General features: G+C 43.5%; 34 protein-coding genes (1 of these 34 running past the window's edge). 33 read left to right on the top strand and 1 reads right to left on the bottom strand.

The annotated features are described in order from the left end of the window. Positions 1 to 93: 93 nt before the first annotated feature. Entirely contained in the window at positions 94 to 924 is an 831-nt protein-coding gene (locus tag FHG67_RS09750; protein ID WP_142499760.1) for an MORN repeat-containing protein, read from the bottom strand. 76 nt (positions 925 to 1,000) lie between these two features. Here FHG67_RS09750 and FHG67_RS09745 point away from each other — a divergent pair, with 76 nt between their 5' ends. The 33 genes from FHG67_RS09745 to FHG67_RS09580 form a co-directional block, all read left to right on the top strand. Then, positions 1,001 to 1,351, top strand: coding sequence for a helix-turn-helix domain-containing protein (locus FHG67_RS09745; RefSeq protein WP_004502306.1), 351 nt, complete (start codon positions 1,001 to 1,003; stop codon positions 1,349 to 1,351). A 76-nt stretch (positions 1,352 to 1,427) separates the two neighbouring features. Next, positions 1,428 to 1,988: a hypothetical protein gene (locus FHG67_RS09740; protein WP_142499759.1), complete on the top strand. Its 561-nt coding sequence runs from the start codon at positions 1,428 to 1,430 to the stop codon at positions 1,986 to 1,988. Next, a complete protein-coding gene (locus tag FHG67_RS09735; protein WP_016759919.1) occupies positions 1,985 to 2,425 on the top strand; it encodes a hypothetical protein in 441 nt (146 codons plus the stop codon). Before FHG67_RS09740 ends, FHG67_RS09735 begins: the two co-directional genes overlap by 4 nt. Then, positions 2,422 to 3,111, top strand: a complete 690-nt coding sequence (locus FHG67_RS09730; RefSeq protein ID WP_142499758.1) for a M23 family metallopeptidase — start codon at positions 2,422 to 2,424, stop codon at positions 3,109 to 3,111. The genes FHG67_RS09735 and FHG67_RS09730 overlap by 4 nt, the downstream gene beginning before the upstream one ends. A 16-nt stretch (positions 3,112 to 3,127) precedes the next feature. Continuing rightward, positions 3,128 to 3,469 (top strand): hypothetical protein, encoded by a 342-nt coding sequence (locus tag FHG67_RS09725; RefSeq protein ID WP_061235252.1) that lies wholly within the window; start codon positions 3,128 to 3,130, stop codon positions 3,467 to 3,469. 16 nt (positions 3,470 to 3,485) lie between these two features. Continuing rightward, positions 3,486 to 4,025, top strand: a complete 540-nt coding sequence (locus FHG67_RS09720) for a hypothetical protein (RefSeq protein ID WP_004498667.1) — start codon at positions 3,486 to 3,488, stop codon at positions 4,023 to 4,025. Between the two features lie 3 nt (positions 4,026 to 4,028). Next, complete coding sequence (locus FHG67_RS09715; RefSeq protein ID WP_142499757.1) at positions 4,029 to 4,757, top strand: terminase large subunit domain-containing protein; 729 nt, start codon at positions 4,029 to 4,031, stop codon at positions 4,755 to 4,757. Then, entirely contained in the window at positions 4,744 to 5,493 is a 750-nt protein-coding gene (locus FHG67_RS09710; protein WP_004495848.1) for a hypothetical protein, read from the top strand. Before FHG67_RS09715 ends, FHG67_RS09710 begins: the two co-directional genes overlap by 14 nt. Beyond that, positions 5,493 to 6,923 (top strand): anti-CBASS protein Acb1 family protein, encoded by a 1,431-nt coding sequence (locus FHG67_RS09705; protein ID WP_004495861.1) that lies wholly within the window; start codon positions 5,493 to 5,495, stop codon positions 6,921 to 6,923. Before FHG67_RS09710 ends, FHG67_RS09705 begins: the two co-directional genes overlap by 1 nt. 182 nt (positions 6,924 to 7,105) lie before the next feature. Continuing rightward, on the top strand, positions 7,106 to 8,689 hold the full coding sequence (locus tag FHG67_RS09695; protein WP_004495992.1) for a phage minor head protein: 1,584 nt from the start codon (positions 7,106 to 7,108) through the stop codon (positions 8,687 to 8,689). Continuing rightward, a complete protein-coding gene (locus FHG67_RS09690; RefSeq protein ID WP_004495806.1) occupies positions 8,686 to 8,898 on the top strand; it encodes a hypothetical protein in 213 nt (70 codons plus the stop codon). The genes FHG67_RS09695 and FHG67_RS09690 overlap by 4 nt, the downstream gene beginning before the upstream one ends. Positions 8,899 to 9,088: 190 nt before the next feature. Next, entirely contained in the window at positions 9,089 to 10,312 is a 1,224-nt protein-coding gene (locus FHG67_RS09685) for a DUF2213 domain-containing protein (protein WP_004495864.1), read from the top strand. Between the two features lie 2 nt (positions 10,313 to 10,314). Further along, entirely contained in the window at positions 10,315 to 11,295 is a 981-nt protein-coding gene (locus tag FHG67_RS09680) for a structural cement protein Gp24 (protein ID WP_004495946.1), read from the top strand. Positions 11,296 to 11,306: 11 nt separating this feature from the next. Next, a complete protein-coding gene (locus tag FHG67_RS09675; protein WP_004496010.1) occupies positions 11,307 to 12,293 on the top strand; it encodes a major capsid family protein in 987 nt (328 codons plus the stop codon). Positions 12,294 to 12,306: 13 nt separating this feature from the next. After that, the gene (locus FHG67_RS09670; protein ID WP_004496054.1) at positions 12,307 to 12,648 is read left to right on the top strand and encodes a hypothetical protein; all 342 of its coding nucleotides are present in this window, start codon (positions 12,307 to 12,309) and stop codon (positions 12,646 to 12,648) included. After that, positions 12,648 to 13,283: a hypothetical protein gene (locus tag FHG67_RS09665; protein WP_004498656.1), complete on the top strand. Its 636-nt coding sequence runs from the start codon at positions 12,648 to 12,650 to the stop codon at positions 13,281 to 13,283. Before FHG67_RS09670 ends, FHG67_RS09665 begins: the two co-directional genes overlap by 1 nt. Next, complete coding sequence (locus tag FHG67_RS09660; RefSeq protein WP_000059742.1) at positions 13,280 to 13,636, top strand: hypothetical protein; 357 nt, start codon at positions 13,280 to 13,282, stop codon at positions 13,634 to 13,636. Before FHG67_RS09665 ends, FHG67_RS09660 begins: the two co-directional genes overlap by 4 nt. Beyond that, a complete protein-coding gene (locus tag FHG67_RS09655) occupies positions 13,633 to 14,157 on the top strand; it encodes a phage neck terminator protein (protein WP_004498645.1) in 525 nt (174 codons plus the stop codon). Before FHG67_RS09660 ends, FHG67_RS09655 begins: the two co-directional genes overlap by 4 nt. Next, complete coding sequence (locus tag FHG67_RS09650) at positions 14,154 to 15,533, top strand: DUF3383 family protein (protein ID WP_016759908.1); 1,380 nt, start codon at positions 14,154 to 14,156, stop codon at positions 15,531 to 15,533. The genes FHG67_RS09655 and FHG67_RS09650 overlap by 4 nt, the downstream gene beginning before the upstream one ends. 13 nt (positions 15,534 to 15,546) lie before the next feature. Next, positions 15,547 to 15,957 (top strand): phage structural protein, encoded by a 411-nt coding sequence (locus tag FHG67_RS09645; RefSeq protein ID WP_004498675.1) that lies wholly within the window; start codon positions 15,547 to 15,549, stop codon positions 15,955 to 15,957. Next, positions 15,954 to 16,346 carry an LIC_12613 family protein gene (locus tag FHG67_RS09640; RefSeq protein ID WP_004498639.1) on the top strand — a complete coding sequence of 131 codons (393 nt, stop codon included), beginning with the start codon at positions 15,954 to 15,956 and terminating at the stop codon, positions 16,344 to 16,346. The genes FHG67_RS09645 and FHG67_RS09640 overlap by 4 nt, the downstream gene beginning before the upstream one ends. Positions 16,347 to 16,398: 52 nt before the next feature. Next, positions 16,399 to 16,602 carry a hypothetical protein gene (locus tag FHG67_RS09635; protein WP_026054175.1) on the top strand — a complete coding sequence of 68 codons (204 nt, stop codon included), beginning with the start codon at positions 16,399 to 16,401 and terminating at the stop codon, positions 16,600 to 16,602. A 49-nt stretch (positions 16,603 to 16,651) separates the two neighbouring features. Then, positions 16,652 to 18,553 carry an LIC12611 family phage tail protein gene (locus FHG67_RS09630; protein WP_142499756.1) on the top strand — a complete coding sequence of 634 codons (1,902 nt, stop codon included), beginning with the start codon at positions 16,652 to 16,654 and terminating at the stop codon, positions 18,551 to 18,553. Beyond that, positions 18,553 to 19,188 (top strand): phage baseplate protein, encoded by a 636-nt coding sequence (locus tag FHG67_RS09625; RefSeq protein ID WP_016759906.1) that lies wholly within the window; start codon positions 18,553 to 18,555, stop codon positions 19,186 to 19,188. The genes FHG67_RS09630 and FHG67_RS09625 overlap by 1 nt, the downstream gene beginning before the upstream one ends. Positions 19,189 to 19,200: 12 nt before the next feature. Then, complete coding sequence (locus FHG67_RS09620; RefSeq protein ID WP_061235237.1) at positions 19,201 to 19,542, top strand: phage baseplate plug family protein; 342 nt, start codon at positions 19,201 to 19,203, stop codon at positions 19,540 to 19,542. After that, positions 19,539 to 20,357, top strand: coding sequence for a phage protein (locus tag FHG67_RS09615; protein WP_061235236.1), 819 nt, complete (start codon positions 19,539 to 19,541; stop codon positions 20,355 to 20,357). Before FHG67_RS09620 ends, FHG67_RS09615 begins: the two co-directional genes overlap by 4 nt. Next, positions 20,357 to 21,040 carry a Gp138 family membrane-puncturing spike protein gene (locus FHG67_RS09610; protein WP_172616529.1) on the top strand — a complete coding sequence of 228 codons (684 nt, stop codon included), beginning with the start codon at positions 20,357 to 20,359 and terminating at the stop codon, positions 21,038 to 21,040. The genes FHG67_RS09615 and FHG67_RS09610 overlap by 1 nt, the downstream gene beginning before the upstream one ends. Next, positions 21,037 to 21,381, top strand: a complete 345-nt coding sequence (locus tag FHG67_RS09605; protein WP_142499754.1) for a contractile injection system sheath initiator — start codon at positions 21,037 to 21,039, stop codon at positions 21,379 to 21,381. The genes FHG67_RS09610 and FHG67_RS09605 overlap by 4 nt, the downstream gene beginning before the upstream one ends. Continuing rightward, on the top strand, positions 21,381 to 22,595 hold the full coding sequence (locus tag FHG67_RS09600; RefSeq protein ID WP_004495817.1) for a baseplate J/gp47 family protein: 1,215 nt from the start codon (positions 21,381 to 21,383) through the stop codon (positions 22,593 to 22,595). The genes FHG67_RS09605 and FHG67_RS09600 overlap by 1 nt, the downstream gene beginning before the upstream one ends. After that, positions 22,592 to 23,566 (top strand): phage tail protein, encoded by a 975-nt coding sequence (locus FHG67_RS09595; RefSeq protein WP_142499753.1) that lies wholly within the window; start codon positions 22,592 to 22,594, stop codon positions 23,564 to 23,566. The genes FHG67_RS09600 and FHG67_RS09595 overlap by 4 nt, the downstream gene beginning before the upstream one ends. Next, entirely contained in the window at positions 23,563 to 23,841 is a 279-nt protein-coding gene (locus tag FHG67_RS09590; RefSeq protein WP_004496075.1) for an LA_1064 family peroxide-responsive upregulated protein, read from the top strand. The genes FHG67_RS09595 and FHG67_RS09590 overlap by 4 nt, the downstream gene beginning before the upstream one ends. 4 nt (positions 23,842 to 23,845) lie before the next feature. Further along, positions 23,846 to 24,679 (top strand): hypothetical protein, encoded by an 834-nt coding sequence (locus tag FHG67_RS09585; RefSeq protein WP_004495873.1) that lies wholly within the window; start codon positions 23,846 to 23,848, stop codon positions 24,677 to 24,679. Continuing rightward, positions 24,679 to 24,914, top strand: partial view of a DUF4376 domain-containing protein gene (locus tag FHG67_RS09580; RefSeq protein ID WP_004495800.1) — the start only. Its footprint extends 490 nt past the window's final position; 236 of the gene's 726 nt are visible here — the first part of the coding sequence; the start codon lies at positions 24,679 to 24,681; its stop codon lies beyond the right edge, outside the window. Before FHG67_RS09585 ends, FHG67_RS09580 begins: the two co-directional genes overlap by 1 nt.

The raw sequence follows: 24,914 nt of genomic DNA, 5'->3' as shown, positions 1-24,914 counted from the left end.
CTTTTAACTCAGTTTTTAACTCGTCGTCTATGTCTGTGATTTTTTTCATAATCGTCTCACACAAATAGGAGACGATTCTTTTTCGTTTTGTTTCTACTGCACCTTGTCAACGAATACGACAGGGTAACGTTTTTCTGCGTGAGCTACTCCGATCGCTCTGCCTCGAACCTGAATATCTCTCGTCCGCGCGACAAGTTTATCAAAATCTTTATCCATTTCTGATGGTATAAATAGCAGGAATGTGGCAATCACGTTTTTGTCGTTGTATTCCGCTTCGGCGATTGTGTAGCCGTTCCAGTCGTCTCCGACTTGTATTCCATCCCACCTACTTAGTTTAGTCTGTAGTTCGTGAGCATTTCGCATAATACGAAATTTGAGTTTTCCGCTGACCGTTCCTCCTTCCCATTTGTCTACTCTCTCTACGGAGCGACATACGAAATCGAGTTCAACCGTAAAGTATTTCCTGTCGTTCTTCCATTCTCCGGACTCGGTAGTTCCGTCTTCGCATTTGATTTTTCCTGGTCCGTGCTTTTTACCGTTTTGAAAGGAACCTTCATAGACACACTGAACACTTCCGTCTAAATACGTTAATTTCCCTTTGCCGTGCATATTCATATCGGAATTGTAATATCCTTCATAATGATCTCCATTTTCATACCAATCAGAAACCGGCTTAGAAGTATCTATCTTTCCATTGATAAAATACATCGCCAAATATTTTTCTGGGGCATCTGGTTTGTAAGCCTTCATCAGACCATGAAATTTTCCGTTCTTAAAATTACTTTCAGCGATTACACCTTCTTCGCTCTTAGTTTTCCCTTTTCCGTTTTGGCAATCTCCTTCGATGCAAGTTCGTTTGGTTTCTTCCGAACCGATCGGATTGAGGATTAGGATAAATAAGATAATTGTGATACTGATTTTCATTGTTTTTTACTCCCAATGAAAACAATCAATATGTGATGTCACTTGACAATTCTAAAACTGTGTTTTCGTTTGCCACATGGCCAAAAAAAACAAATCGCAGAAATCGAATAAACAAAATACAAAACAACCTGTAACCGGTTACACAACAGAAGGTTCTCTATTCAAAAACATTCCTATCAAAGAGTTAACGCAAAAACGTTCTTCTACGTTACAAACAAATCCAGCGATACCCAAAGATCCAGACGATACCATGACGCCGCAACAAGTCGCCGCTCTGCTCAAACGCAGCGTTCGTAGAATTAGCTATTATCGTCGTGAGGGACTGCTCGGAAAGTTTTGGAAGTTTTACGACGGAACGATTCTGTATTCCAGAGTTGGAGTCGAAGAATTCTTTCAAAATCGATTTTGTGAAAAAGAAGAATCTTAAAACCAGCGGAAATCGCGGGACTTAGGGGTCTTCGCCGACGTTGCGCATTGGTATTTTCTTTGTTAGCATTGGTGACATGGATGAATTAAAGGCACTTCTACAAATCGATCATCTCTCTCTACTTCTTGTTTCCATAATATTATTTTTTATGGTCCTGTTGGTTTATCGTAAACCGCTCGGACAGATTTTTGGACTTCTTTCTAAGCTCATCACAAAACGTCTCGATTCGAAAGAGACTATTTCCGTGGTTCAAATTCAAACCAATTCACTCCCGGGAGCGAGATTCATTCAGGAACACGTCACCTCAATCCAATTCATCGACTCTTTGCGCGTTCGCGACGCGGAAGGTTTTTATGATTTTCTGTTTAACCTTGTGAGTGAAGTCCGTGCCAGATTAGGGAATCCGTATCCGAACGTAAGGCTGACGTTTTCGTTATTGAATGTAGACTACATATCCTCTGCGGCGGTTAGCGCGCTCTCAAGAATCTTAATCGATGTAGTTCAGAAAAACGGAATTTTTCTGAACATAAACTTTCCGAAGGATCGATTCAAAAATCACGCGACCAATTTTCGCATACTCGCGGGGGATGCGGAACACGTTTCCATTTCGATCAAAGATCACGGAGGTGCGGAATGAAAAAGATTTCGGTTATACTTTTGCTTTTAGGTGCGTGCGCGGTTCTTCAAACACTTCCGCCAACGCTGAAAGAAGACAGCAAACAAATTCAAAAAACGAAAATGGCACTTGCCGAAAACCGCCCCGGAGCTATAGAGCGAGCGATTTCAGAACTGGATCGATGCGACGCTCGAAACATCGAGAACGCTCAAGAGATCAACATCCTTAAGGAAGAGTTGAATCTTTGTAATGCTGCAAGCGAAAAAAAAGACATTCAGTTGACCAAGGTATCCAAAGAAGCCGGAGAAGGACGCGGTATCAAGTGGCTCTACTATGCGGTGATAGGATTTATTGTTCTATCTCTGGTCGCCTTGATTCTCGTCGTTCTTGCGATCCTTGCACTCAGACGCAATAGTCTTCCGGTTGTAGGTAGTCTTTTAGGGGAAAAGCAATCATGAATCAAATATTAGAATTTTTAAAATCCGCTTCTTTTGAGGTTCAAAAACATTTTCTGAACTTCGATGCGATCCAGCAGACACAAAACTATTGGAATGGTTCCCCACTTGCTGGATTAGAAACGAAACACATAGGATCGGAAGCAGTCAAGGCGAGCTTACCCGTATTCCCTCCGGTTCTCGAACCGGTTTTCGTCTGTCCGGTAGACGAGCCTCATATAACATCTCCGTTCGGTTATAGAACGCTGAACATCAACGGAAAACCCTCGAAACAGTTTCATCTCGGAATCGACTTAGGAGGCGAAAGAAAAATCAAAATTCCCGAGGACTGCATTATCAAAACCGTTCTCCAAAGAGACGAAAAATATCCGGTCCGATTTCATTATGAAAAAGGAACTTGGATCGATTTGATCAGAACAGGGAAGATTCCGCGTGGTAGAGCTTGGACACCGTATATTATCGCAATCGGAGTCCATACTAAAAATCAATACAAGTTCAAGCACATCGATTCCTACGTATTGGTCGGACAGAATGTCAAGGCTGGAACTGTGATCGGAACGAGCGGAAATCTCGGCTATTCGATGGGACCTCATTTGCATTTCGAAGTCTGGCCTTGGAATGAAAAAACGAAATCTTGGCCTACGCCTATGGACCCGGCTAAGTTTTTAAAATCAAAAAATCTAATATAATAAAAGGAAAAAGGTTATGGAACTTTTAACACAAGCAGTCTTCGGATTATTCATTCCGTTATACATAGCTCTCGTTTTATTCTTGAGTCAGTGGGTCTTTCGTTTCTTCAAAAACGAATTTGTCCAACGTGATAAGGCGCGGTTTGTTTTGTATCTCGCTACCGGAATCGCAATCTTCTTTGAATTGGTGCGATTCGTTTTAGGAGATTCTATCTCTGAACTCGGATACTATTCTGTGATCCTACTTCTGAATTTTTGTTTCACTACGACATTTTACGAAGTTCTGATGAAGCGAGTTTTCGAAGCGGTCAATTACACACACTCAGCACCGGTTCAATCAGAAGAACAACCGGATTAATCGGAAGGGAATGCAAATGAGCACGGAACCGGCTATAAGGGAACGAGCCTTTTTTCTCTACGCAATTTCCGGTTCCGGATCTTCCGTGAACGCGGTTGCAAAACAACTTCGGGAAGAATTTGGAACGAAGACCACCGCGAAAACCGTGAAGGAATGGGCTGAGGAAAAGGATAAGGACGGACTAACGTGGAAAGAAAAACGTAGCCGACTTGTAGTCAGAGCTGAAAAGCGTGTTGAGGTGATCGCTGAAAACCGACTCGTTGAGATCAAAAGCAGAACAAGGAATATCGTTGATACTTTGTATAAGATGCTTACGGATAAAAAAGCTCCGGGACTTACGAGCTTTGAAAATGCCGTATATGCGTTTAAAAACATTTCCGAATACGAACTCAAACTTGAACGAATGGAAGGCGATCGCTTACATCCGCTCGTGATCGTAAACGCAATTTTTGAAGTGCTTCAAGAATGTCCTCCGGTTGCACAAGCGATTCAAGAAAATTGGGACAAGAGTATAGCCGCTCGAATTCACGAGAAGATCGGATCTCTCAAAGTGTGAAGTATGTCCGTTGACCGTGAAATTTTAGAGTCGATCCGAGAAGCAGGAACAAAGCGATTTTCGAAAGTAAAGAAAACCGATCGGATATTATACGGCAAAGAATTTGGAAAAGATTCTCTAACAGCATTTGCAAAATATATTGATCCGAAATTTGAAGACCCTCTTCACATCAAATCTATCATTCACCTCCTTGAACGAATGGAGAAAGGAGAAATTCAAAGAGGAATTATAAACATGCCTCCGCGAAGAGGCAAGAGCCAGATTTGCACACGAATCTTTCCTGCTTGGTTCTTAGGAAGGCATCCAGATAAAAACGTAATATTACTTTCCTACTCTGATAACAAGGCCGCGCGTTTTGGTCGTTGGGTTCGTGACTGCGTAGAGTCAAACCGCTTTTCTCAAATATTTCCAAATACGAAAGTTCGCCCGGATATGCGAGCGGCGGCTGAGTGGGAAACGACAAGTGGCGGACTCGTTTTAAGTGCGGGACTCAAAGGAGGTTTTAACGGGGACGGCGCGGACCTTTTGATCGTAGATGATCCGTATAAAAACCGAGAAGAAGCGACGTCCGAAACTATATCCGAAAAAATCATCGAGAACTTCATGTCTGTAGGGGAAACGCGTCTCTCTCCTAACGCAATTATTTTGATCGTTCATACAAGATGGTTACGCAACGACCTTACAGGAAGATTGATTGGTGAAGATAAGGAGGTCGAAAGTGAAACTTTTTGAGCCGGAGATAAAAGGTGAATGGCATGTGTTACGTCTTCCTGCAATCTTAGAAGATGGATCGTCTCTCTGGCCGGAGCGTTTTAAAATTGAAAATGTTTTAAAACTTAGAGCGAGAATCGGAGAAGGTCGATTTAGTGCGCTCTATCAACAAATCCCTCTGGATGTTGCGGAACAGATTTTTAGTGATCCGAAGTTTGAAGAGGCCCCGAATGATACAAAGATATTTGCGTTTTGGGATCCTGCCTTTCGAAAAGCGGAAAAAAAGAAAGACTTCAATGCTTTTACAGCGGGTGGAGCAAATGGTGAAAAATTCTTTGTGATCTCAGGTGAAATCTGGAGAGCAAAACTTGGCGAGTCCTATGATCGAATTGAAAAACTCTGCAAACAATTTCAAGTTTCTCGACTCTTTATTGAGAACAATAAGGGCGAGGCCGCTCTTGAAATTGAAATGCAACGAAGAGGAATCCAGTGTAAGGGAGTTACAAGTTTTGGAGATAAGGATTTTAGAATTCAGCAATACGCACGAATGAATTGGGACAAGATTCGTTTTTCTAACTTGGTTTCTCAAAAGTATTTAAAGCAGATTCTTGAATATTCGGATGTAGTCGAGCGTCACGACGATGCTCCCGATTCCTTAGCTGGTCTCATCAAAGAAACGAAATTCGGTCCTCAAGCCGAAGGAATGAAAAACCGAATCGGATTTTTTGAAATGCTTTTGAACGAAGGGAGATGGTAATGGCCCGCAAACGTCGCAGTTATTACAAGAACTTAGGAATCGATACATCCGTCCGAGTCGCAAAGTTAGACTCCTCCGAATCCGTTGCCCGGCTTGATACGCTGATGCACATGGCATCTGGGAAAGGGATCATAGGAAGGGATAAGCTTCGAGGTGTTACACCGAATCCAGAACGAATTTCCCCGAGCACTGCACGCGCGCTTTACGAATCAAACGGTTTCCTCGCCAACATAGTCGATTCTGTCGCGGAAGATGCGACAAGGGCGTGGATCGAAATAGAAACAAATCGAGATAAGGATGATCGAGATTCAGGTAGAAAAGGTCTGAACATTTCCAGAATCTTAATGAATGAAATGGAGGAGTTCAAGCTTCAAGAGAAAATCACAGAACACATTCAAGGTTCTCGAATGAATCATGGAGGTTCTCTGATCTTTTGGGGAATTAAATCGGATATTCCACAAACCGATTACATGCTTCGCCAGCCAATGCCGGAGACGATTCGGAATCTTGAATTCATAAACGTGATCGATGCGAGTCGCGTTTCCGTAAGGAGAAAAACGAGCGATCCGCTTTCTAAATATTATAACGAGCCGATTTGTTCTGTATCTGGCGTAGAATTAGACTCCACCCGAGCGCACTGGCTAGTCAATAGTTGGAATTGGGATTCTCAGCGGGGAATTTCCTTAATAGAAAAAGTCTACGATGGAATCATTGCGATCGATACAGCACTTTGGTCCACAACATCTCTGATTTTTGAGATGGCCGTCAAGGTCCTTACTACCGACAAACTGGACTCTGCGTCTCCCGCAAAGACGATGGAGTTTCTTCGATTATTAAGGCATACTCTATCCACTCAGTCCACTGCGATGCTTGGAAAAGATGAAACACTAACTCGTCTGGGTAGCTCGGGAATATCCGATTCACAACTCGAAACACTTTTTTCTTTCATTTTTAAAGTTTTATCAGGTCTCTCAAAGATACCTATTTCAAAAATATTAGGACGAACACAATCCGTAATCAATATCGGCAATAGCGATCCATCGGACGACGTAAGTTACTTCGAGGACGTTTCTCGTTTTCAAGAACTCAAAGTGCGTCCCATCATAGACCAATTTATCAAATTAAGAATCCGCTCGACCGAAGGACAGATTTACAAACTTCTAAACGGTGACTTTGCGTCTCTCGATTGGACGTTTAAATTTAAGACGTTGTGTAAATCTTCTCCGGCATCCGAAGCGGACACGAATTTGAAAAACGCTCAAGCGGATCAAATCTATATAACAATCGGTTCGCTTTCGCCTGGGGAGGTTAAACAAAAGAGATTTCCTGAAATGGAAAATTTCGATTACTCTCAAGATGGCGGCCATTTAGATTTTACCGAACCGGATCTGTCAAACCCTGAAGAATTGAATAGTCCCGTTCAACAGTAATTTCGAATGTTCCAAAAATCGAATAAAAGGCCATTTTCCGCGCTTTTGGGCCCAAAGGTGTATCTTTGGGTATCTCCCTGTTTGCTGAACAATGCTGAACCTGTTTTATTTCAAAATACGGATGCGTTATTTTCCGTCTTAAACGCATTTTCCCAACGTTCGCAAAAAAAGGGGAAAATGCCGTGTATCCTCTAAGTTTAGAGCTTCAATATTCTAAACTGTGGAAAGATGAAGTTTCTCGTTTTGCCAAACAGGTAAACTCTGTAATTTTGAAAGGCGTCCAAGCCTATTCAAAAGAGGCACGTGCCGATAGTTATTTTTTTGAACCCGTTGTTCGATTAGATGTTTCCGATCTTAGAATCTTACTGGGTCAACTAAAAAGTCAATACGGGGACTTTGCTCCTCGAAAAGAATTCGAGTCTCAGATAAAACGAAACGTCCAGATGATTGATGCTTGGTCTCGGGACAAAACAAATTCATTCATTGGCAAACAATATGAAAGTATGAACTCCCCTCGCGCTGGAGTTGTAGGAGGAGATCGATCCGCGTTTCGAGTCCCTGCAATTCCTATTTCTCAAAAAGAGTCTACGGAAGTTTGGAACCGGGTCAATCAGATGATAAAGGAGCAATCGAGTCTTGCCTCCAACGCGTTTCGGGAACATTTTGATCGGGTTCAAAAGATTGTTACGGACGGACTTTCGAAGGGATTAAAATACCAAGACATCGCCTCCCAAATTCAAAACGCTACCGGAATTTCAGAACGCCGAGCCGAGTTTTGGGCGAAAGACCAAACGGGTAAGTTTTTTTCACAACAAAGTCGCTTTAGACAAACAAAAGCAGGGTTTCCCGGATACTATTGGAGAAGTCAAAAAGATTCACGAGTTCGAGATACTCACGCTCATGTAGCAGACAAATTTTATACCTGGGACTCACCCCCTCTTGTAAATCGTAAGGGAGGATTACAGGCTCGGCTTGCGCCGGGTGACGATTATCGTTGTCGCTGCTGGGCGGAACCATCTTGGGGACCACAGACCAACAAAAAACAAAATACGAAGAACCAAGTTTCAATTCCGAAACTCATTCTTCCCTCAACGTCACCGACTCAAACGATCGTTCCGATTTCGCATTCCATAAACTTAAATCTTCCAGATCCGACGGTTCATGCAAACATTCAAAAAACGATTTCCGATTTGGATTCATTTCTAAAATTTCCGAAGGATCGAACAGGCATCGGCGTTCACTATCTGAGCGGCTCTATGTTGAAAACGAATATTTCCGGAAGGTTTAATCCGAATGCAAACCGAATTGAGTTGAATGGTTCCCACACATTCAAAGATACTTATCAGTCAACATTCGTTCATGAGTTCGGACACATGATCGATTACAGTTGGATCGGTCAACCAGGTAGGTATGAAAGCACTTCGACAGAGCTATCTGAATTCAAGTCCGCTGTCGAAAATACGGAGTTATACAAACGACTTAAAAAGATTGGAATGACTGGTAAAATTATGTTGCCCGGAATTCAAACTGTTTTGTTGAATCAGAGTCAGAGAAAATTGATTCCTTATTTGATTTCTCAAGAAGAACTTTTTGCTCGTGCCGTCGAGCTTTGGACTGCAAAAAAAACGAACTCGAAAAATCTCATTGCACAGATTCGAAAAAAAGGTAACATGAATTTTGTGAATCATTATTGGGATGAAGATGATTTTGAATCTGTAAACTCTGCCTTAGATAATATCTTTGGTAAAATGGGATATTTAAAATGAAACGAGTTTCCGATATTCTAAAAACTATTACGAACGAACAGGCCGCCGAACTCTATGGAATGTTGGGAGACGCGGACGCTCCCAGAAATTCGGTCGTCGCCGCAGTTATGAAAATCAAAAATGTCTCCGAAGAGGAAGCACAAGAGATTTTTGATTTCAATCTTTCAATGATCGCTCAAATGAAATCTGATTTGGAACTCAGGAAATAAGATTCAATTGATCTTGTAATTTATTCCTCGAAAAATTACGAAACAGTCGGAAACAAAACGGTTTCCGATTTTCCTATCTTTCTCTTTCTAAAAAACCTTTTAACTCTCCATAGAACGGGCGGAAATTGCGGCCTCTGCAGTGACTTGGCGGCCTTGTTTCAAAACGGTAGGTGAGTTATGATCCTATCTCGTGAAACCGGAAAAAGGAATTCGTTACGATTCTGCAACCATCGAGCTGGAAGGACTGACAGAGGATGAAACCGTTCTGCGGTGCCCTCTTGTCCTCGCTCGTGCCGGTGTATTCCAATACGTTTACCCTGATGGAAGAATTGTTCGAGAAGCAAAACTACCGGAAGAGTTATTCTCTCCGGAAACTCTCGCGTCTATACCGGGGCGACCCATTTGCGACGGTCATCCTCCTATTTCGGATAACGATGGGCTAATCACAGACAAGAACTATTCGAAGTATGCGAAAGGTTCCCTCGGTGATTCCGTTGAGGTGAAGGATGGTGCAATTTGGGTTAAGGAAACGATTTGGGACGCAGAATTAAAAGACTCTTTGAAACGAGGTGAGAAGCTTCAGGTATCCCCTGGGTTTCGCTCCCGTCTGGATTGGACACCGGGCGTTTTTGAAGGTCAAGGATACGATGTTGTTCAGAGAGAGATTCGATTCAATCACTCTGCTCATACTGGGAAAGGTCGAGGCGGTGAATCCGTTCGCGCCTACCTGGATCACGCTGACATTCCGGATAATGTAAATATCGCCGTTATCAAAACGGATTCTTCCCAAGGAGAAATTATGAAAGATGAAGAAGTAAAAGGCTCTAAAATTGCTCAAGAAGTAAAGGGCTTTTTAAAGCGGCTCGGAGTTCGCTTGGATGCAAGCGAAGATCCGAATCAAGACCCAAAACAAACAACCACAACACCGGACGATAAGAAAACTCAAGCGCCGTCCCAAGAAACAGATAAGACAAAAGACGATCTTATCAAATCCCTAACTACGCAAGTCGCTACGTTAACGGAAGCCCTTGCGGAAATGAAAAAGCTTCTCGCCGCCGCCGTCGCCCCCGCAACTCAGGACGCGATCGCTCGCGATCGGATCAAGTTAGTCGAAACCGTGAAGTCGATCAAGGCGGATGCAAAGACCGACGGTCTTTCCGAAAGAGAGTTGAAAATTCTCGTAATCAACGAGGCTTTCCCTCCTGCGGAAGGAGTTCGTTTGGATTCGATGGAGGACCCAGCGTTAAATCTACGGTATGAGTCTGCGGTCGAGCTCGCACGGGAAAAGGCCTTGGTTCGAGGCGGTGGAAACGGCCAAGGAGAAAAGCAAAACGGAACACCTAAGCAGGACTCTGATGATCTGAAAACGATTCAGGATGCACGGCTGAAGATGAACAAAAGAGGAGATCAGTAAAAATGAAATTCAATACTTTGTTACGTTTTTTATTTCTACTTTTCGCTACAGTCTACGGAGTCACGCTTTTTGATGTGGGGCCTGTTGAATTCGTAAAGGTGTATTTCCCGTTTGGCGGGACTGCGTTACTCTCTCTTATGGGCGCATCCGTTCCCGACGCGGGATTGTATAACGAAAAGCCCGGACTTTACGGAACTGCATCCAGAGATTCAAACGACGAACGTAAGCGCGGTAGTGTTGTGTCTGTTGGTAGGTTGCCCTTTGGTTCCGCTATTATGCTCGTTGCCGGTGGCGAAGGGGTTTCGGTTATGAGTGCAGACCCAATTCAAGACAGCAAAGACATTGGCGTAGGAAATTCGGGAATCAGGGTAACGACTCGTTCGCCGAACATTTGGGCTGCTATTGCGATCGTAAATCCAGGGACCAATAACGCTACATTAAGTATGGCTGTTACGGGTCAAGGGACACAAGATAATCCCTACCGAATTACAATCAATGCGGCAACGAACGGTTCGGCTGCGATTGCATCGATAGCTTCACAAATCAAGTCGGCACTGGAAGCAGATACTACAATCAACGGAATTATCTCTGTTGAACTACTGGGTGACGGCTCTGGTGTAATGTCGGCTATTGCAATGACCTCACTGACAAAGATTGTTTCTGATTTGCGATTTGATGGCGTAACATCCTATTCCACTGCGGCGGGGGATCTGAAAAAACTTTCCTACGAAGATGGCCAACTCTGCACATTCGTTGAGAAAGGATATGTCTGGGTTCCTTGTGAAGAGGTAACAACGGAATTTGATCCGGTTCGAGTTCGTGTCGTGAGCGAAGGTGATATCCTCGCCGGTTCCTTTAGAACGACTGCGATTCCTGGTAAAACCGCCGTTATCACTGGGGTTAAGTTTGCCTCTAAGCAAGAGATTGGAATCGCAGAACTCAATCTGGCGTCCGGTTTTTACACGATCACATTGGATAATTAAGGAGGTTATCGATGGCTGAGACAATTTTTAGAAAAGAAGACTCGGAACACATTAAGAAAGAGCTATTAACTCCGAGAAAAAACGAACTTGTAGCAAGAAATATTTTTGATGTGAATTCGGATACGCCGACCTACTCACATTCCTATTCGGCTGAAAGCGTAGAGGATACAGGTTCCGCAAGGATCAGAGAATCCGGTTCGGATGCGGACGGTTTGCCCTTAGTTGGCGAAAAAGCCACAAAAGAAACTGACAATTTGTTGGTTATCGAGTCGGGTTTTCGGATCACGCAGGACGATTTGGATGCGGCGGAAGCGCGCAGGCAATCTGGCAAAGGTAGCGAATATCCAGTGTCCGAAAAGAGACTGAACGGAACCAGACGTTATATTGCCGAGAAGGAAAATCGGGTTATTTTTCACGGATGGAGTCTGTCTGGTAAGAAAATCAAAAACGGCCTGTTTAATTGGCCTGGGATCAACGAAGGTCAGATTTCTGAAGTAGGAAATGGTAAAACTGGAATTTCGAAACGACTCTGGAAATATAAGACACCCGAACAGATCCTTGCGGACATCGTTGATGCTAAGGCGGAGTTGGAAGGGAGCGGTAAATTCTCGGCAGCAGGAATCCTGATCGATGACGAAGACTACCTTCGTCTGCTCATGCCTGTTTCCAGTAGCTCGAACGTGACAACACTTCAGTGGCTTCTGCAGAATAAAGAACTCTTTTTCCCTCGCGGATTTATTCGAACGAAGGATTTGTCTTACAACATCCTGAACAAAAAAATCGGAAACGATTCCGTCGGTGGATTTTGCGTTTTCGACGATGCTTCCGACGTTGCCGAGATCATCATCGCAAGGGACTTGGAAGTTGTAGAAGAAACGTTTAATGCTTTCGACGGGCAAATGAGAGTAAGGGCTTTTGAAAAGGTCGGTGGAATTCACGTTTACCAATCCAAAGGGATCGTGATGCGTTACGGAACTCATACGGTTAAAACCGTATAAGGATCTGACACAAATGAGAGCAAGCATAGCCGAACTTAAGGACTACGTTGGCGATCCGATCGCTGAGGTTTCAGACGGAACTCTCCGTTTGTATCTCGACGAGGCCGCTGACAGTGTGGTCGACAACACGGGACTTCAGGAATCACATCCGAGGTTCAATGTATTGCACCGTTCTTATGCGGCTGTCTTGCTCTTCAATAATGGTCAGATGAAAAATGAAGTCATGGCAGAATCCGTAGATGGAGTATCTCGTAACTATGATACGAACATATTCCCTTCTATGCAAGTATCGTGGTTGGACATGTATAACAAGAAACGAACCGAAATTCTCGGCTTAAAAGGAAGACTGGGATAATGCCTGCCGTCATCGAAGACAATACGAACCTGGATGAACTCATCAAAGGTTTGGAATATATCGAGTCTGCAACGATAACCGTGGGACTCGTCGGATCTGTCGATAGCGATTTGCTTGTGATTGCGGGAGCGCAAGAGTTCGGTGCTGTGATCAGACCTAAGAATTCTAAATGGCTTACGATTCCACTTCATCCTGAATTGAAAGGAAAAAGTCCTCGTAGTATTCCTGGACTCAAATTCATTCCACCTCGAAAGGGCAAATCCGCATTTTTAGCAAAGGTCGAAGGTGGAAAACTCGAACCTCTTTTCATTCTCACCAAAAAGGTGGTCATTCCGGAGCGTTCCTGGCTTCGCGGAACTTTTGATTTACAGTCCTTCCAAAATGCCGTTATGGAAGAATTCGAAACGGGAATATCCAATTTTTTGAATGGAGTGCTCGAAGCGGAACAAGTCCTGCATCGAGTTGGACTCAGAGCCGTTTCCGAAATCAAAAATCGGATTGTAAATAACGATCCTCCTTTTAAGTCTCTCTCGGGACTAACGTCCAGCCTGAAAGGCAACGCAAATCCATTGCGAGATAATTTAAGATTTTTTAATGCGATCAATTATGCAATCAACGGGGAGGTGGCCGCATGAGTCTGACAGGTGTTGCCGATTCATTGAGGCCATTTATCCGACCAGTGAAGTATATTAAAAAACTCGGAAAGAGCAAAAACGGAAAAGGAGAGTGGCAAACGAACTATGCCGCTCCGATTGATATGGATATGCCTGTAACAACCGTAAGTTCGAAACAACTCTATGTTCTTCCGGAAGGAATGTATACGATCGAGGATAGAAACTTTTATCAAATTGGAAATGCTCTCTCTATAGATTACGAAGACAAGTTCGAATTCGAGGGCGTGAAGTATATCGTGAAGGATAAGAAAGATCTAATGTTTGAAGCTGGCTTTATCCGTTATATCTGCAAAAAGGAGATTCGCAATTCATGAGATTTGAAGATATTAGGTCCGTGATAGATAAACTCGAAGAGTTTTTGAGAACGGATTATCCAACTTTAAAAATCGAGCTTTCGGATCAAGACATAGAGAAACCAGATTATCCATTCGGTTCCTATAAGATTCTCGTGCTGAACCAAGATCCGACAAAGTCCGCATCTTCGTGGATAGAAGCAACCGGCCCGGAAGACTTCAAACAGATCTTTCGGAAAAATCAACACGCTTCGATCAGCATTTCATTTTTACACAACTCATCAATCGCAACTTGTTTCGATCTTTGCGAACGAGCAATGGACTGGTTTGATTCCGTCAATGGGTTGGCTGAGTGTGAAACGTTCGGAATTACTCCGCAACTTGTTTCCGGTGATGTTCAAGACCGGACCACCGTTTTAGAATCCACACAATACGAATACAAGGCAGGATTTGATGTTCTATTCAAGTCCAGAAAGTTCAACGAAACACAAGGAAAAACAACTGCGACCGCGCCGTCGGTTGAATTCCAGGAGGAAGCATGAGCGCACAAACTATTTCGAAAATCGATCCGATCCAGATCAATATTTTCTTGCGAAACACTCCGGTCTCTCAAATGGGATTCGGATTGCCAATGATCTTAGGGATCAAAGCGCCGATCTATTTCTTACAAATCCTGAGCGGTTCCGCCGGACTTATCTGGAAATCCGCGACGCCCGGCGTTGTGTTCATTCAAGTGAAATACGTCGTCGCCGGAAATAATACGGCTCTGAGTGTCGTTCGTTCCGGAACCGGAGCCGAGAACGATCCGTATGTGATTACGGTCAACGTAGCAACAAACGGAACTGGAGTCGCGACTTCCGCCGCTCATCAAATCAAACTCGCAGCGGAGGCGGTTTCGAATATCGCAGGCGTGACTAAAATTGTGGACGTCATCGAAGTTGCAAACGCGGGAAGCGGTGTCGTTTCTGCATTTACTCAAACCGCGTTGGGTTATGAGAGATACATGGAAATTACTTCCGCAGACGATCTTTTGGAACTTGGATTCCTATCAACGGATAAAGAATACATCCAAGCGACGAAGATTTTCCGGCAAACTCCGAGACCGAAAACAGTTGCGGTCTATTTACTCACAGCATGGGCGAACGCGGCGGCTGAAATTGCGGCACTCAGGAACACCGGAAAAGACGCTTGGTTTAAGACGATCGCAACCACACACATTAAGAGTGAAATATGTGCGTTAGGCGACTATCTCGCTTCGATCGAGAAAATGTATTTTGCCTGCACCGACGATCTGACCACACTCGTCGGAAGAAATTCAATCTGGGAATATATCACACTTCACAAAAATCCGGACTCGTTTCCGGAAGCGGCCTGGGTTGGAAATACCGCGCCTCGAAGAGTGGGATCGTATAACTACGCTTACTTACCGTTGGATGGAGTAGAAAATTCTGGTTATACAGACTCACAAACGTCCTCAATCCTTTCCGACAAGGGAAACCTGATCGTAGACTTCGGCAAAGCACAAATCCCGTTCCCTGGAGTTTCAACGGGGAACGTTTTTGCGGACGTCGTTGAAAATCGAGTTTGGCTAAAGGCTCGATTGAAAGAAAACATCACGAGTCTTTTCCTGAACTCCGACGTGGTTCCCTATACAATCCAAGGAATACAAATGATTGAGGCACGTATGCGCGAAGTGTTCGTTCAAGCCGGTCGTCAGGGAATCATTGCGCCGGTTGAAACGGATGCGGACAAAGCTCGTTCCGATCTCGGAGACTATCAATACAAAATCAACTTACCGGAAACGATCGATGAGATCCCGACAAACGATCGGAACAATCGTGTTTTGCCTAACGTCGTTTTTTCGTGTCGTTTGAGAGGGGCAATCAACGAAGTCGACATCGACGGTGAACTTACCTAAAAGGAGCAATTGAATGAATGGAATTTGGGACCCAAAGAAACTAAACGTAAACTGTAACGGGCGTGAAGTTTCCGGAATGAGCCAAGCGGACGGCTTCTTTAAAATCGAACCCGTCACCAAAGAATACATCCTGTCGCAAGTCGGCATCAAAGGTGATTGGAATATCTCGGAAGTATATGACGGAAGAGCCAAACTCACAATCGTTCTTATGGGAGATTCCCCTGAAAACGAATCCTTTTTCGCAATGGGAGAAGGACGGCTTCCGTGTGTATTCACGATGAAAGATAAAAGCGACGGTGGAATGTTAGGCTTTTCCGCACAGGGTAGAGTCTGGGAAAGGCCCACGATCGAGCGCGGTAAAGAATACAAGGATCGGACGTGGGTTTTTCTTCTTCCGGATTATAAAGGAGTTTTAACAGCATGAACAACGAAAATATCATAGTGAGAAATAACCGGGATCAAGCGTCTGGAAAAACGGAACATCAAAAAGCCGATTCTAAATTGGAACGGATTCCGACCGAACCGATCCTTGTAGACATTGATGACGATGCGCGTGTCGCAACAATCCAATTCGTGGATGGAAGAAACTACAAACTCCAACATCCGGGGAACCGCAAAGCTCTGCGTTGGAGACAGGAAGCGATTTCATTAACGGAAGGATTGAACCAAGACAAACTATTAGACAAGTTCTTCAAGTTCAGCGTTAAACCTGTCGGCCACTCGTTTGAACCTACATTAGACAACATAGAACCGAATCATGTGGAGGTATGGCTAAGAATAGCCAATCGATTTCTTAAGTGGGAGTTGGAATAACCGGTTCCCAAACTTTGAACAAGTCCCTTCGGTCGACGAATTTCTCAAGTGGATAGACGAAGAAGTCGATTGCGAAATTCAAATTTGGAAGCCGTTCATTCTCGGAGCGGCTCAGTTTAATCAAAAAGAAATCGAAGACGCACCTACGGTTCTTTACGCAAAGATCATGGAGGTTGTGGATCGAAGAAAGAAACGAGAAGCCGAAGAGAAAGCAGAAGAGTTGAAGTTTTTGGCGAAGCTACTCAGAGGATCCTGATTTTAATCGTATTCAAAAATTCGAATACATAAAGGAAAAGTAAGAATCAATGGCAGTGAGAGAACTAAACATCGCTCTTAAAACAAATCGAGGCGACACAACCGATGCGTTGAAGGAAGTTCAAGAAGAACTTAACTCCGTAAAAACTCAGTTTGCCGACTTGGGTGGTTCTCTTGATTTATTTACTGATGAGCAGACGGCTGCTTTCAAAGAGTTTGGGGAATCGATCGGAGATAGTATTGCTGGGAAAGCCGATCCCGCAATTTCAGAACTCGCAAAGAAGTTTAAAACTACAGAATCAAACATAGAACAATTGATTTCAAAATCTCGTGAAGATCTGAAACTTGAGTCAGAGTTAGTGGCCACCGCAAAGGCCGCAGGACTCACAGACAAAGAACTCGAAAAGCTCAATCAGGAAATGTCTGATACGGCGAATAGTGCGGGTTCCCTCTCCGGAATGCTCAAACAAGTTGCGGCTATTGGAATTGCTTTCGCGGTGGGATCCTTCGCAACCGCGTCCATTGACGCGGCTGCCGCATTAGAAAGACAGAATGGAATTCTGCAAACTCTTTCGGGTTCTCAGTATCCAAAACTACAATCTGCGATCACACAAACAATTCAAGATTCGAAAGGACTTGCTTCGGAAGGAGGACTCTCCCAAGTTGCGAACGATGCGATCAAAGCGGGTATGTCGGTTGACTTCATTTCCAAAAATCTCTCAGGACTCTCCCAAGTTGCGGAAGTGACAGGAACGGACCTGTCCGCCTCGATGAACGAAGCGTATCAAGCGATACAAACCGGGTCCGACGATTTTCTAAAAAAGAACGGAGAACTCTTCTCTTCCTATACAAAAGAATTCAATCAAATCAATAACTCTGCAATGACGGAAGCCTCCAAGCGTCTTGCAAGAGAAAAGCTGATTTCCACAGCACTCAGAGAAAACTCTGCACTACAGGATGCGTATGGCTCGCATTTAAAATCTGCGTCTGCAATCTTTCAAGCCTACAATCAAAGGATGGGGGATTTGAAAGAGATCTTTGGAAAAGTCCTTCTCGAAGGCATGAAGCCGTTTCTTGCTACATTCGTGAGTATATTAGAATATTTTACTGTTGGAGAGGATGCGCTCAATCGAGTGAAAGGCGGTCTCGTCATCTTCGGCTCCGTATTCACGGGCGTCTTGGTAGCCATTGCCGCGAAAATGGTTGTAGCTGCCTCCGCAACCGCTGGAGGAATGATTCCCGCTCTTTATGGAATGGCAGTAGCCGGATGGGCGGCAATCGCTCCGTGGATTCCTTTCATTGCGTTAGGCGCGGCTGTTGCCGCAACGATTGCCGCAATCGTTTTGATAGTGGACGATCTCCTTGTTTGGATGGACGGAGGCGAATCAATTATCGGGGATTTCCTCGGTCCATTCAAAGATTTTGATATTAAAAAACTATTTGGACAAGCCTTCGACTATCTGATCAATCTCGCCAAAAAATATGGAAAGCTTATAGTTGGGACTCTCTTTCCTGTTTCTTCAATTTTTGCCGCTTTCGATGAAATCGTAGAATGGTTTAAATCACTTCCTAAGATCATAGAAGATCTATTTAAAGACATAGGCCCAAAGATCAAAGAGGCTTTTTCAGGGATCTTGCCTTCCGGTATTTTCAATTTTGGAACACCTGGAAAGGCGGATAACGTTACAAAAGTTCACGATGCCATCATCACAAAAACCGGCAAGGTAATCCACACAGATCCGGACGACAACTTGGTTGCTGTAAAGGACTTAGGATCACTCGGAAGGTCAAAATCTTCCGGAGGCATCTCAGTCAATATCGCAAATGTTACATTAGGAGCTGGATCTCCTCAGGAGAACGCGTCCATTTTTGCGAAGTATTTGGAAAAAGAATTAGAAAAAATAGCGATTAAGCTCGGCCTTTCTGCTGGGCTTTCTCCGGAGGTAATGTAATGGGAATCATCACGGGAAGAGATACAATCGCTCTAACGGATGGAGATACTGAAATCGAGATCAATGTATCGTTAGAAATGCAACACTCGTATCCTGCCGAAGTGACCGGGCATCCGATTGAAAAAGAGAAAGGAAAAACATCGGTAACGGATCACGTCATTCCGGGTCAAAGAGGAATCTCATTGAGCGCGATTCTTTCCAATTCAATCACAATCTTTTCTTTCCGCAATGTGACCGTGGATGAAAAATTAGAAACACTCATTCGTTGGCAAACGAACGGGACGTTAGTTACGCTTCTCGGTTATACAACCGACGGGATATTCACGAAGATACTGTCTCTGCTTCCATCTTTCTTTCGATACGTTCCGCCCGATGATCCGGACAAACGATACTTAGGTAGAACTATGGACGAAATTCCAAACCTGTTGATCGGAGACATTAGTTTTTCTGAATCTAAAGATATGGGGGATGATGTTAGTATGACCCTATCCATTTTCCCGATTCAGATTGTAGAGGCTAAAACCAGGAATCTGAACGCCGTAAAATCCATGGGTAAACAACCGATCAAAGAACATACCAGAGAGGGCAATCCAAATCCTGCTAAAACTAAAAGTATTGGGATCTCCCTTTTTTAAGGTAAATAGAAAATGCTTTCACTTAAATACTTACCTTTTCACTCCGAAACGTTTCCGATTCGCTATGAATACGAAATCGGCGGAAAGGATTTCGAGTTTGAATTCAACTACAACTCAGTTGGTGACTTTATCACGGCTCTTGTTAGGGACTCGGAGGGCAAAATTCTATTCTCAACAAAACTTGTCTACGGAATTCCTTTGAACCACTTCGTAGTCGATGGGTTTCCGAATCATATTAAATTAATTCCTCTATCCATCGATGATTTTTACCGAGACGAATTTGTCGAAATTCCTGTAAACAGAGACACACTCGGTTCTACGGTTCAAATCTATATCATCGAGAAAACAACATGATCGGAAATCCAAAACTTTACGGTCGTGTTGTTTCTTTGGAAATTCTTCCAAAGACAGGACTTGGAAAAGAGTTTACCTATCCTCCGTTTGACATTGAATTCGAGTCTGATTTAGATAAGTTGAATATAACAAAAGTTTTAATCTATAACGCCAATGATGATACGATGCAAATGGTCGGCGCAAAATCAAAAGGTGCAGGATTCCTATATCCCACTGCAATGTTAAGCGCCGGATACAAAGACGAGAACGGACTTGTTATAAGCGGCGAAGTGATTCTTCCTAGAATGAGACAAGAAGGACCAAATAAGATTTTAGAATTCACTATCTCGGCAAACGCCGGCTCCTGGAACAGTTTCTATATCATGAAAACGTATAACAAGCTTCCCGCACAAACCGTAATCCTCGATATTTTGACTCAAGGCAACATCAAACCGGGATCTATAACATTAGGAGAAGATAACGTCATCAATTTCAGCGCAACAAAGTCTTTGGGAGAATGTATCAAAAGTTTCTGTGAGCTAACAAAATCTCAATACTGGATGCAGGATGGCCTTTTACACATTTCCCCGCTCGATCCTCCCAGTAAACCGAGCACAATTTTCCTAGACAACTCCTCCGGGCTGATCGGAGTTCCCGAAAAAAATCAAAAAACCTGGAAGATTACGAGCCTATTTCGCCACAAGTTTAAATTGAATCAGGTAATTGCAGTCAAAGGTGGAAATCTGGACGGAGAATGTAGAATCGTAAAGGGCAAACATCGCTTCTCTACATTCCAAACTTCGAATTATACAGAGTTAGAGGTTCTTCCTTTATGATAACTCTTGATGATGTAATCTTAAAAGCGATCAAAAAGCAACTTGCAAACGTTCAGGTCGGTCTTCCCGGAACGATCGAATCGTTCAATCCTTCAATGATGACAGCTAATGTGAAGCTTCTTTTTAAACAGAAAGACGGACAAGGCGAAGAAATTGATTTTCCAGTTCTTTCAAATATTCGAGTCGGGACTCTTTGGGCCGGAGACTTTTACATTAAACCAGATTACAAACGTGGTGATACGGTTTGGATTTCATTCTCGACTCATGATACGTCAGACGCAGTTCGCGGACTAAGCACTCCTGTTTCAGAATCTCTCTTTGATTTACAAAGTGCCTGCGTGGTATGCGGATTCAAAGGTGAACTGAATCCGCCCGCAATGACCGGAAACTTACCGGGTCTTCTTATCGGACACAAACAAGGTAAATCTCTGATTCAGCTCGACGATGACACGATCAAAATTCGAGGCGGCTTAATCGATTTGTCTGAATCATCCGTATTAGGAGAAACTCTATCAGAACTTCTTAAGATGATTTTGGATGTTTTTATAAACAACGCGGCTTTGTTTACAACGAATACAGTTCCCGGCTCGCCGGCGGGCCTCGCGCCGACTGTTGTCACTCAACTCAATTTGAGAAAAGCGGAAGTAGATCAAATCCTGTCAAGAAAGGTAAAGATCGGATGAAAGGGTTGAAAATTGAGAATCGAGACATCGTTCGCGCAGGCGGAAAGCCGGTCGTAATCGAAGGTTTGGAATATTACTCTCAAAGAATCAGACATTCGATTCGTCTTTCGCTGGCAGAATCCGTCTACGAACCTTTGAACGGAATGGATTGGAATACGATATTTTCAACTAAGATTTCGAGAGAACGAATCCTGCTTGAAGTTCGCAAAGTTTTACAAAAGGACACCGAGACCGTTTCTGTGGATAGCATTGAGATAATCGAAGATTCCGGGACTGATCGTAAATTGAATATTCGATTTTCTGCACTCACGATTTACGGCTTTGTTACGGAGGAAGTGTGATGGCCGGAGTTACAGAACAAGGGTTCATACGTAAATCGAGAGATGAGATTGTCTCCGATTTAGAAACCAAATATCGGACACAACTTGGATCAGACATTGATCTTTCGATTTTGAGCGAGGATGGAGTAAGGCTGAGGATCCTTGCAGATGAGTTAGACGAAATTTATAAACTTGCTGAAGGCATCTTTTATTCCAATTTCGCTCACACAGCGAAAGGTATGTCCTTAGATCGAGTATTGAATCCTCTTGGTTCAGAAAGACAACCCGCAAAGCGCGCGATTGTCAGTCTTCGTTTTTCCGGAGTGAATGGGTCGTTTATAAACATAGGAACAATCTGCCAAACCGGTAACGGGTTACAATTTATTACAATCGAGTCGGGAACTGTTTCGGGTGGAACGGTTCTACTGAATGCACAAGCCTTGAGTTTGGAATACGGAATTTCTGCAAACGTTGGAGCGAATTCCATCACTACGATCAATACGGCGATAACCGGAATTGATACCGTTACAAATCCGGAGCCTGCGAGAGAAGGAAGAGTGATCGAAACCGATTCAGAATATCTGAACCGATTCCTTGAAGAAGGAATCAACGGCGGAAGCTCTGCAGCAAATGTTCAAGGAGCTTTAAACAATATCGAATCAGTAATTTCTGCAAGAGTTTACGAAAATGTCGGTGACTTCGTAGACGCGGAAGGCCGTCCTCCTCATTCTATGGAAGCTGTGATCGAGGGAGGAGCCCCTGCGGAAATCGGAGATTGTTTCTTAAAAAACTGGCCGGGTGGAATTGAATCGATAGGAACAGAAACGACGACTCTGATTGATAACAAAGGAGTTCCTCGGACTTACTACTTCAATCGTCCAACGGACGTTCCCATTTTTGTTAAGATCGACATCGTTCGTGACCTTTCTCTCTGGGAAACTGGTTCTGAATCCATTGTAAAAACGAATTGTATCAAAGTGATTGGCGGTGTCGATACAATTGGACCTATTTCGATCTCTTACAAAGGAGATGGAACCGGTGAAGATGTTTTTGCATGGAAACTGATCGCTGCACAAAGCGGCCTGTCCGAATACGATTCTGTCAAAGTCCTGGGAATCAAATCTATGACGGTCAGGGTCGGCCTTTCGGCACCCGCAACGTTAGACGAACTTCCAATTAGCAGCCGACAAAGAGCTAAGCTCGTTACCGCAAACATACTGGTCAATTTCCTATGAAGACGATCGAAGATATCTTGCAAAAATATCCGACGTCTCTTTTTACTCGTGATCCGGACTCAGAAATCGGAAGGAAATGGACAGCGGATCTTGATTTGTTAAACGAAGTTCGTTCTGTATTAGAATCGATCAAAGGCACAACGGATTACAGAATTCAAAATGGAGCTATTCTTGATCTTATTGGTAAGAATCTTAAACAACCACGGAACGGAATGGACGATTTTAGGTGTCGCATCTTTCTTTCCATCGCAAGACAAAAGCAGAAGTCCAAAGGCGACATCTATTCGATGAACGAAATCGGTTCTCAGATTCTTGCTGGAACCGGAACGTTATATGAGATTCAAGAATTATGTTATTCAGGTATTCCGATGTATCTGGATGGATCATTAACTCTCAATGGAGAATATCCATTCTCAGGAAGCACAAAAAGACCGGCTACAATTCGAGTTATTTTTTCTGGCTCGATTGATTCTGTCGTAGTTAGCCCGGAGTTTAACAAAGCGATCGCTCAAATTCGTGCAGGCGGTGTTCGCTCTATTATAAACTATCGATTCGAAACTTCGACACTCTCCGGAAAACTATATGGCTCGGCTCTTCGTTCATCTATTTTAGATGGCAGTTGGCCGCTCAACGGTTTTACGATTCTCTCCGGGGCCAATGTCGGAATCCAACCGTATGAAATTGCATTTGGAACGGGTGGACTTGAATCTGGTGTGCCTCGCTCGCCTCAAGATTCGGATACGGGGCTTCAAAATGAAGTTTTTAGGAAGCTCGTTGAAATTCAAAACAATCCAGATGGGACACGAAGTTTTAAAGCGACAATCAAGCAGTCTGAACTCATCGGACAAAGTATCAATGAAATCGGTCTGTTTGATGAGGACGGTGGTCTACTTTTTGTTAAGACATTCCCGTCTAAACCAAAAGACAATCTGATAGTTTATGATTTCATAATAAAAGAGGAGTTCCAATGATTCAAATTTTAGTTAGAGAAACCACGATCGAGATTGCTGGTAAAGATAAGGCAAGAATCGAAATGCTACCAGTGTGCGCCTTTTCAGATCATACTAATCTTTTACAATACTGCGAGAAGAAAGGCTTTCGGAAAACCGGGTCCGGACTTGAATCTGAGTTCTTTAGAGATATGGATTTGCGGGAAATGAAAGAACAAGTCAGATCTTATTTTAAGATCGAACAACCTTTTAGATTGCATGAACGTTTTGTAATATTTGAGCAGGAGTTAAAGTAAGAAAATGGCAGTATTTAATCCGACAAAAACACGCACTTGGTCTAAAAATACACCCGCGGACGGGGATTTGATTGACGATGAAATCGATCGATTATACGATAATGATCAGTATTCAAAAGATCGTATCGACGTAACTGATGCGAATATTTTGAATCTACTCATTCCTTTGGGAAGCATTATAGAAGATAATCTGAATATTGCACCTACTTCTATATTTAAAGAAGCGAATGCACAATCTATTTCAAGAACTACTTTTTCAACTCTTTGGGATTTGGTTCATAAAACAGTAGCCGGAATTGTTCCAGCAACGGATCGAATCACTGTAAATGCCCACGGCTTCATCGAAGGGCAACTGGTGAAGTTTGCATTTACCGGCGGCGGAATCACTGGGCTTACTAATTATTATGTAAGAAATCCAACGACAAATGACTTTCAGATTTCTTTAACCGCAACCGGTTCCATTCTCGATCTCACTTCTTCTCAAACAGGGGATATTATTACAAATGTGGAATACGGATTTGGAGACGGGTCGACTACGTTTAACATTCCGGACCGTCGTGGGGTTTTTCCGCGTGGTGCCGGGGTGCACGGGACAAGAGCTAAGGCAGCGGGTGGGAATTATGATGGTGGTGCAGTTGGATACGCGGGACAAGACAGGTTTCAGGGGTTTGTGATTAACGCGATTCAAAATGGTGGATCAGCGGTTTATCCGGGAAGTGCTGTAGGGACTGGTAATCCTTTGTATCCTGCTAGTGATGGCACTAATGGAACACCTAGGACCGGCAACGAAACAACTCCCGTTTATGTAGCGGTAAAATATAAAGTGAGGGTAGCATAATGAGCAATTATGTAATCGATAAATATTCTAAAAAGGTTATATGGATCAATCCAGATCCGAACCAGTTATCAGGAAAATCTGCTTGGTCAGATTTCAATTCAGAAACACACGAAATTGTTCACGCAATCCACTACAATCCGCAATTAGGAGATCTGTTCAAAGCAGACGTTTTAGACGGAATTGCAAAGGACTTTGAACCGAAAAAGGTCTACGACACAAAAACGATGGCCGAGCG

Source organism: Leptospira weilii (genome assembly GCF_006874765.1).
Classification (GTDB): Bacteria; Spirochaetota; Leptospiria; order Leptospirales; family Leptospiraceae; genus Leptospira; species Leptospira weilii.
Note: the sequence above shows the minus strand (reverse complement) of the source record. Positions and strands in the feature narration are given on the sequence as shown.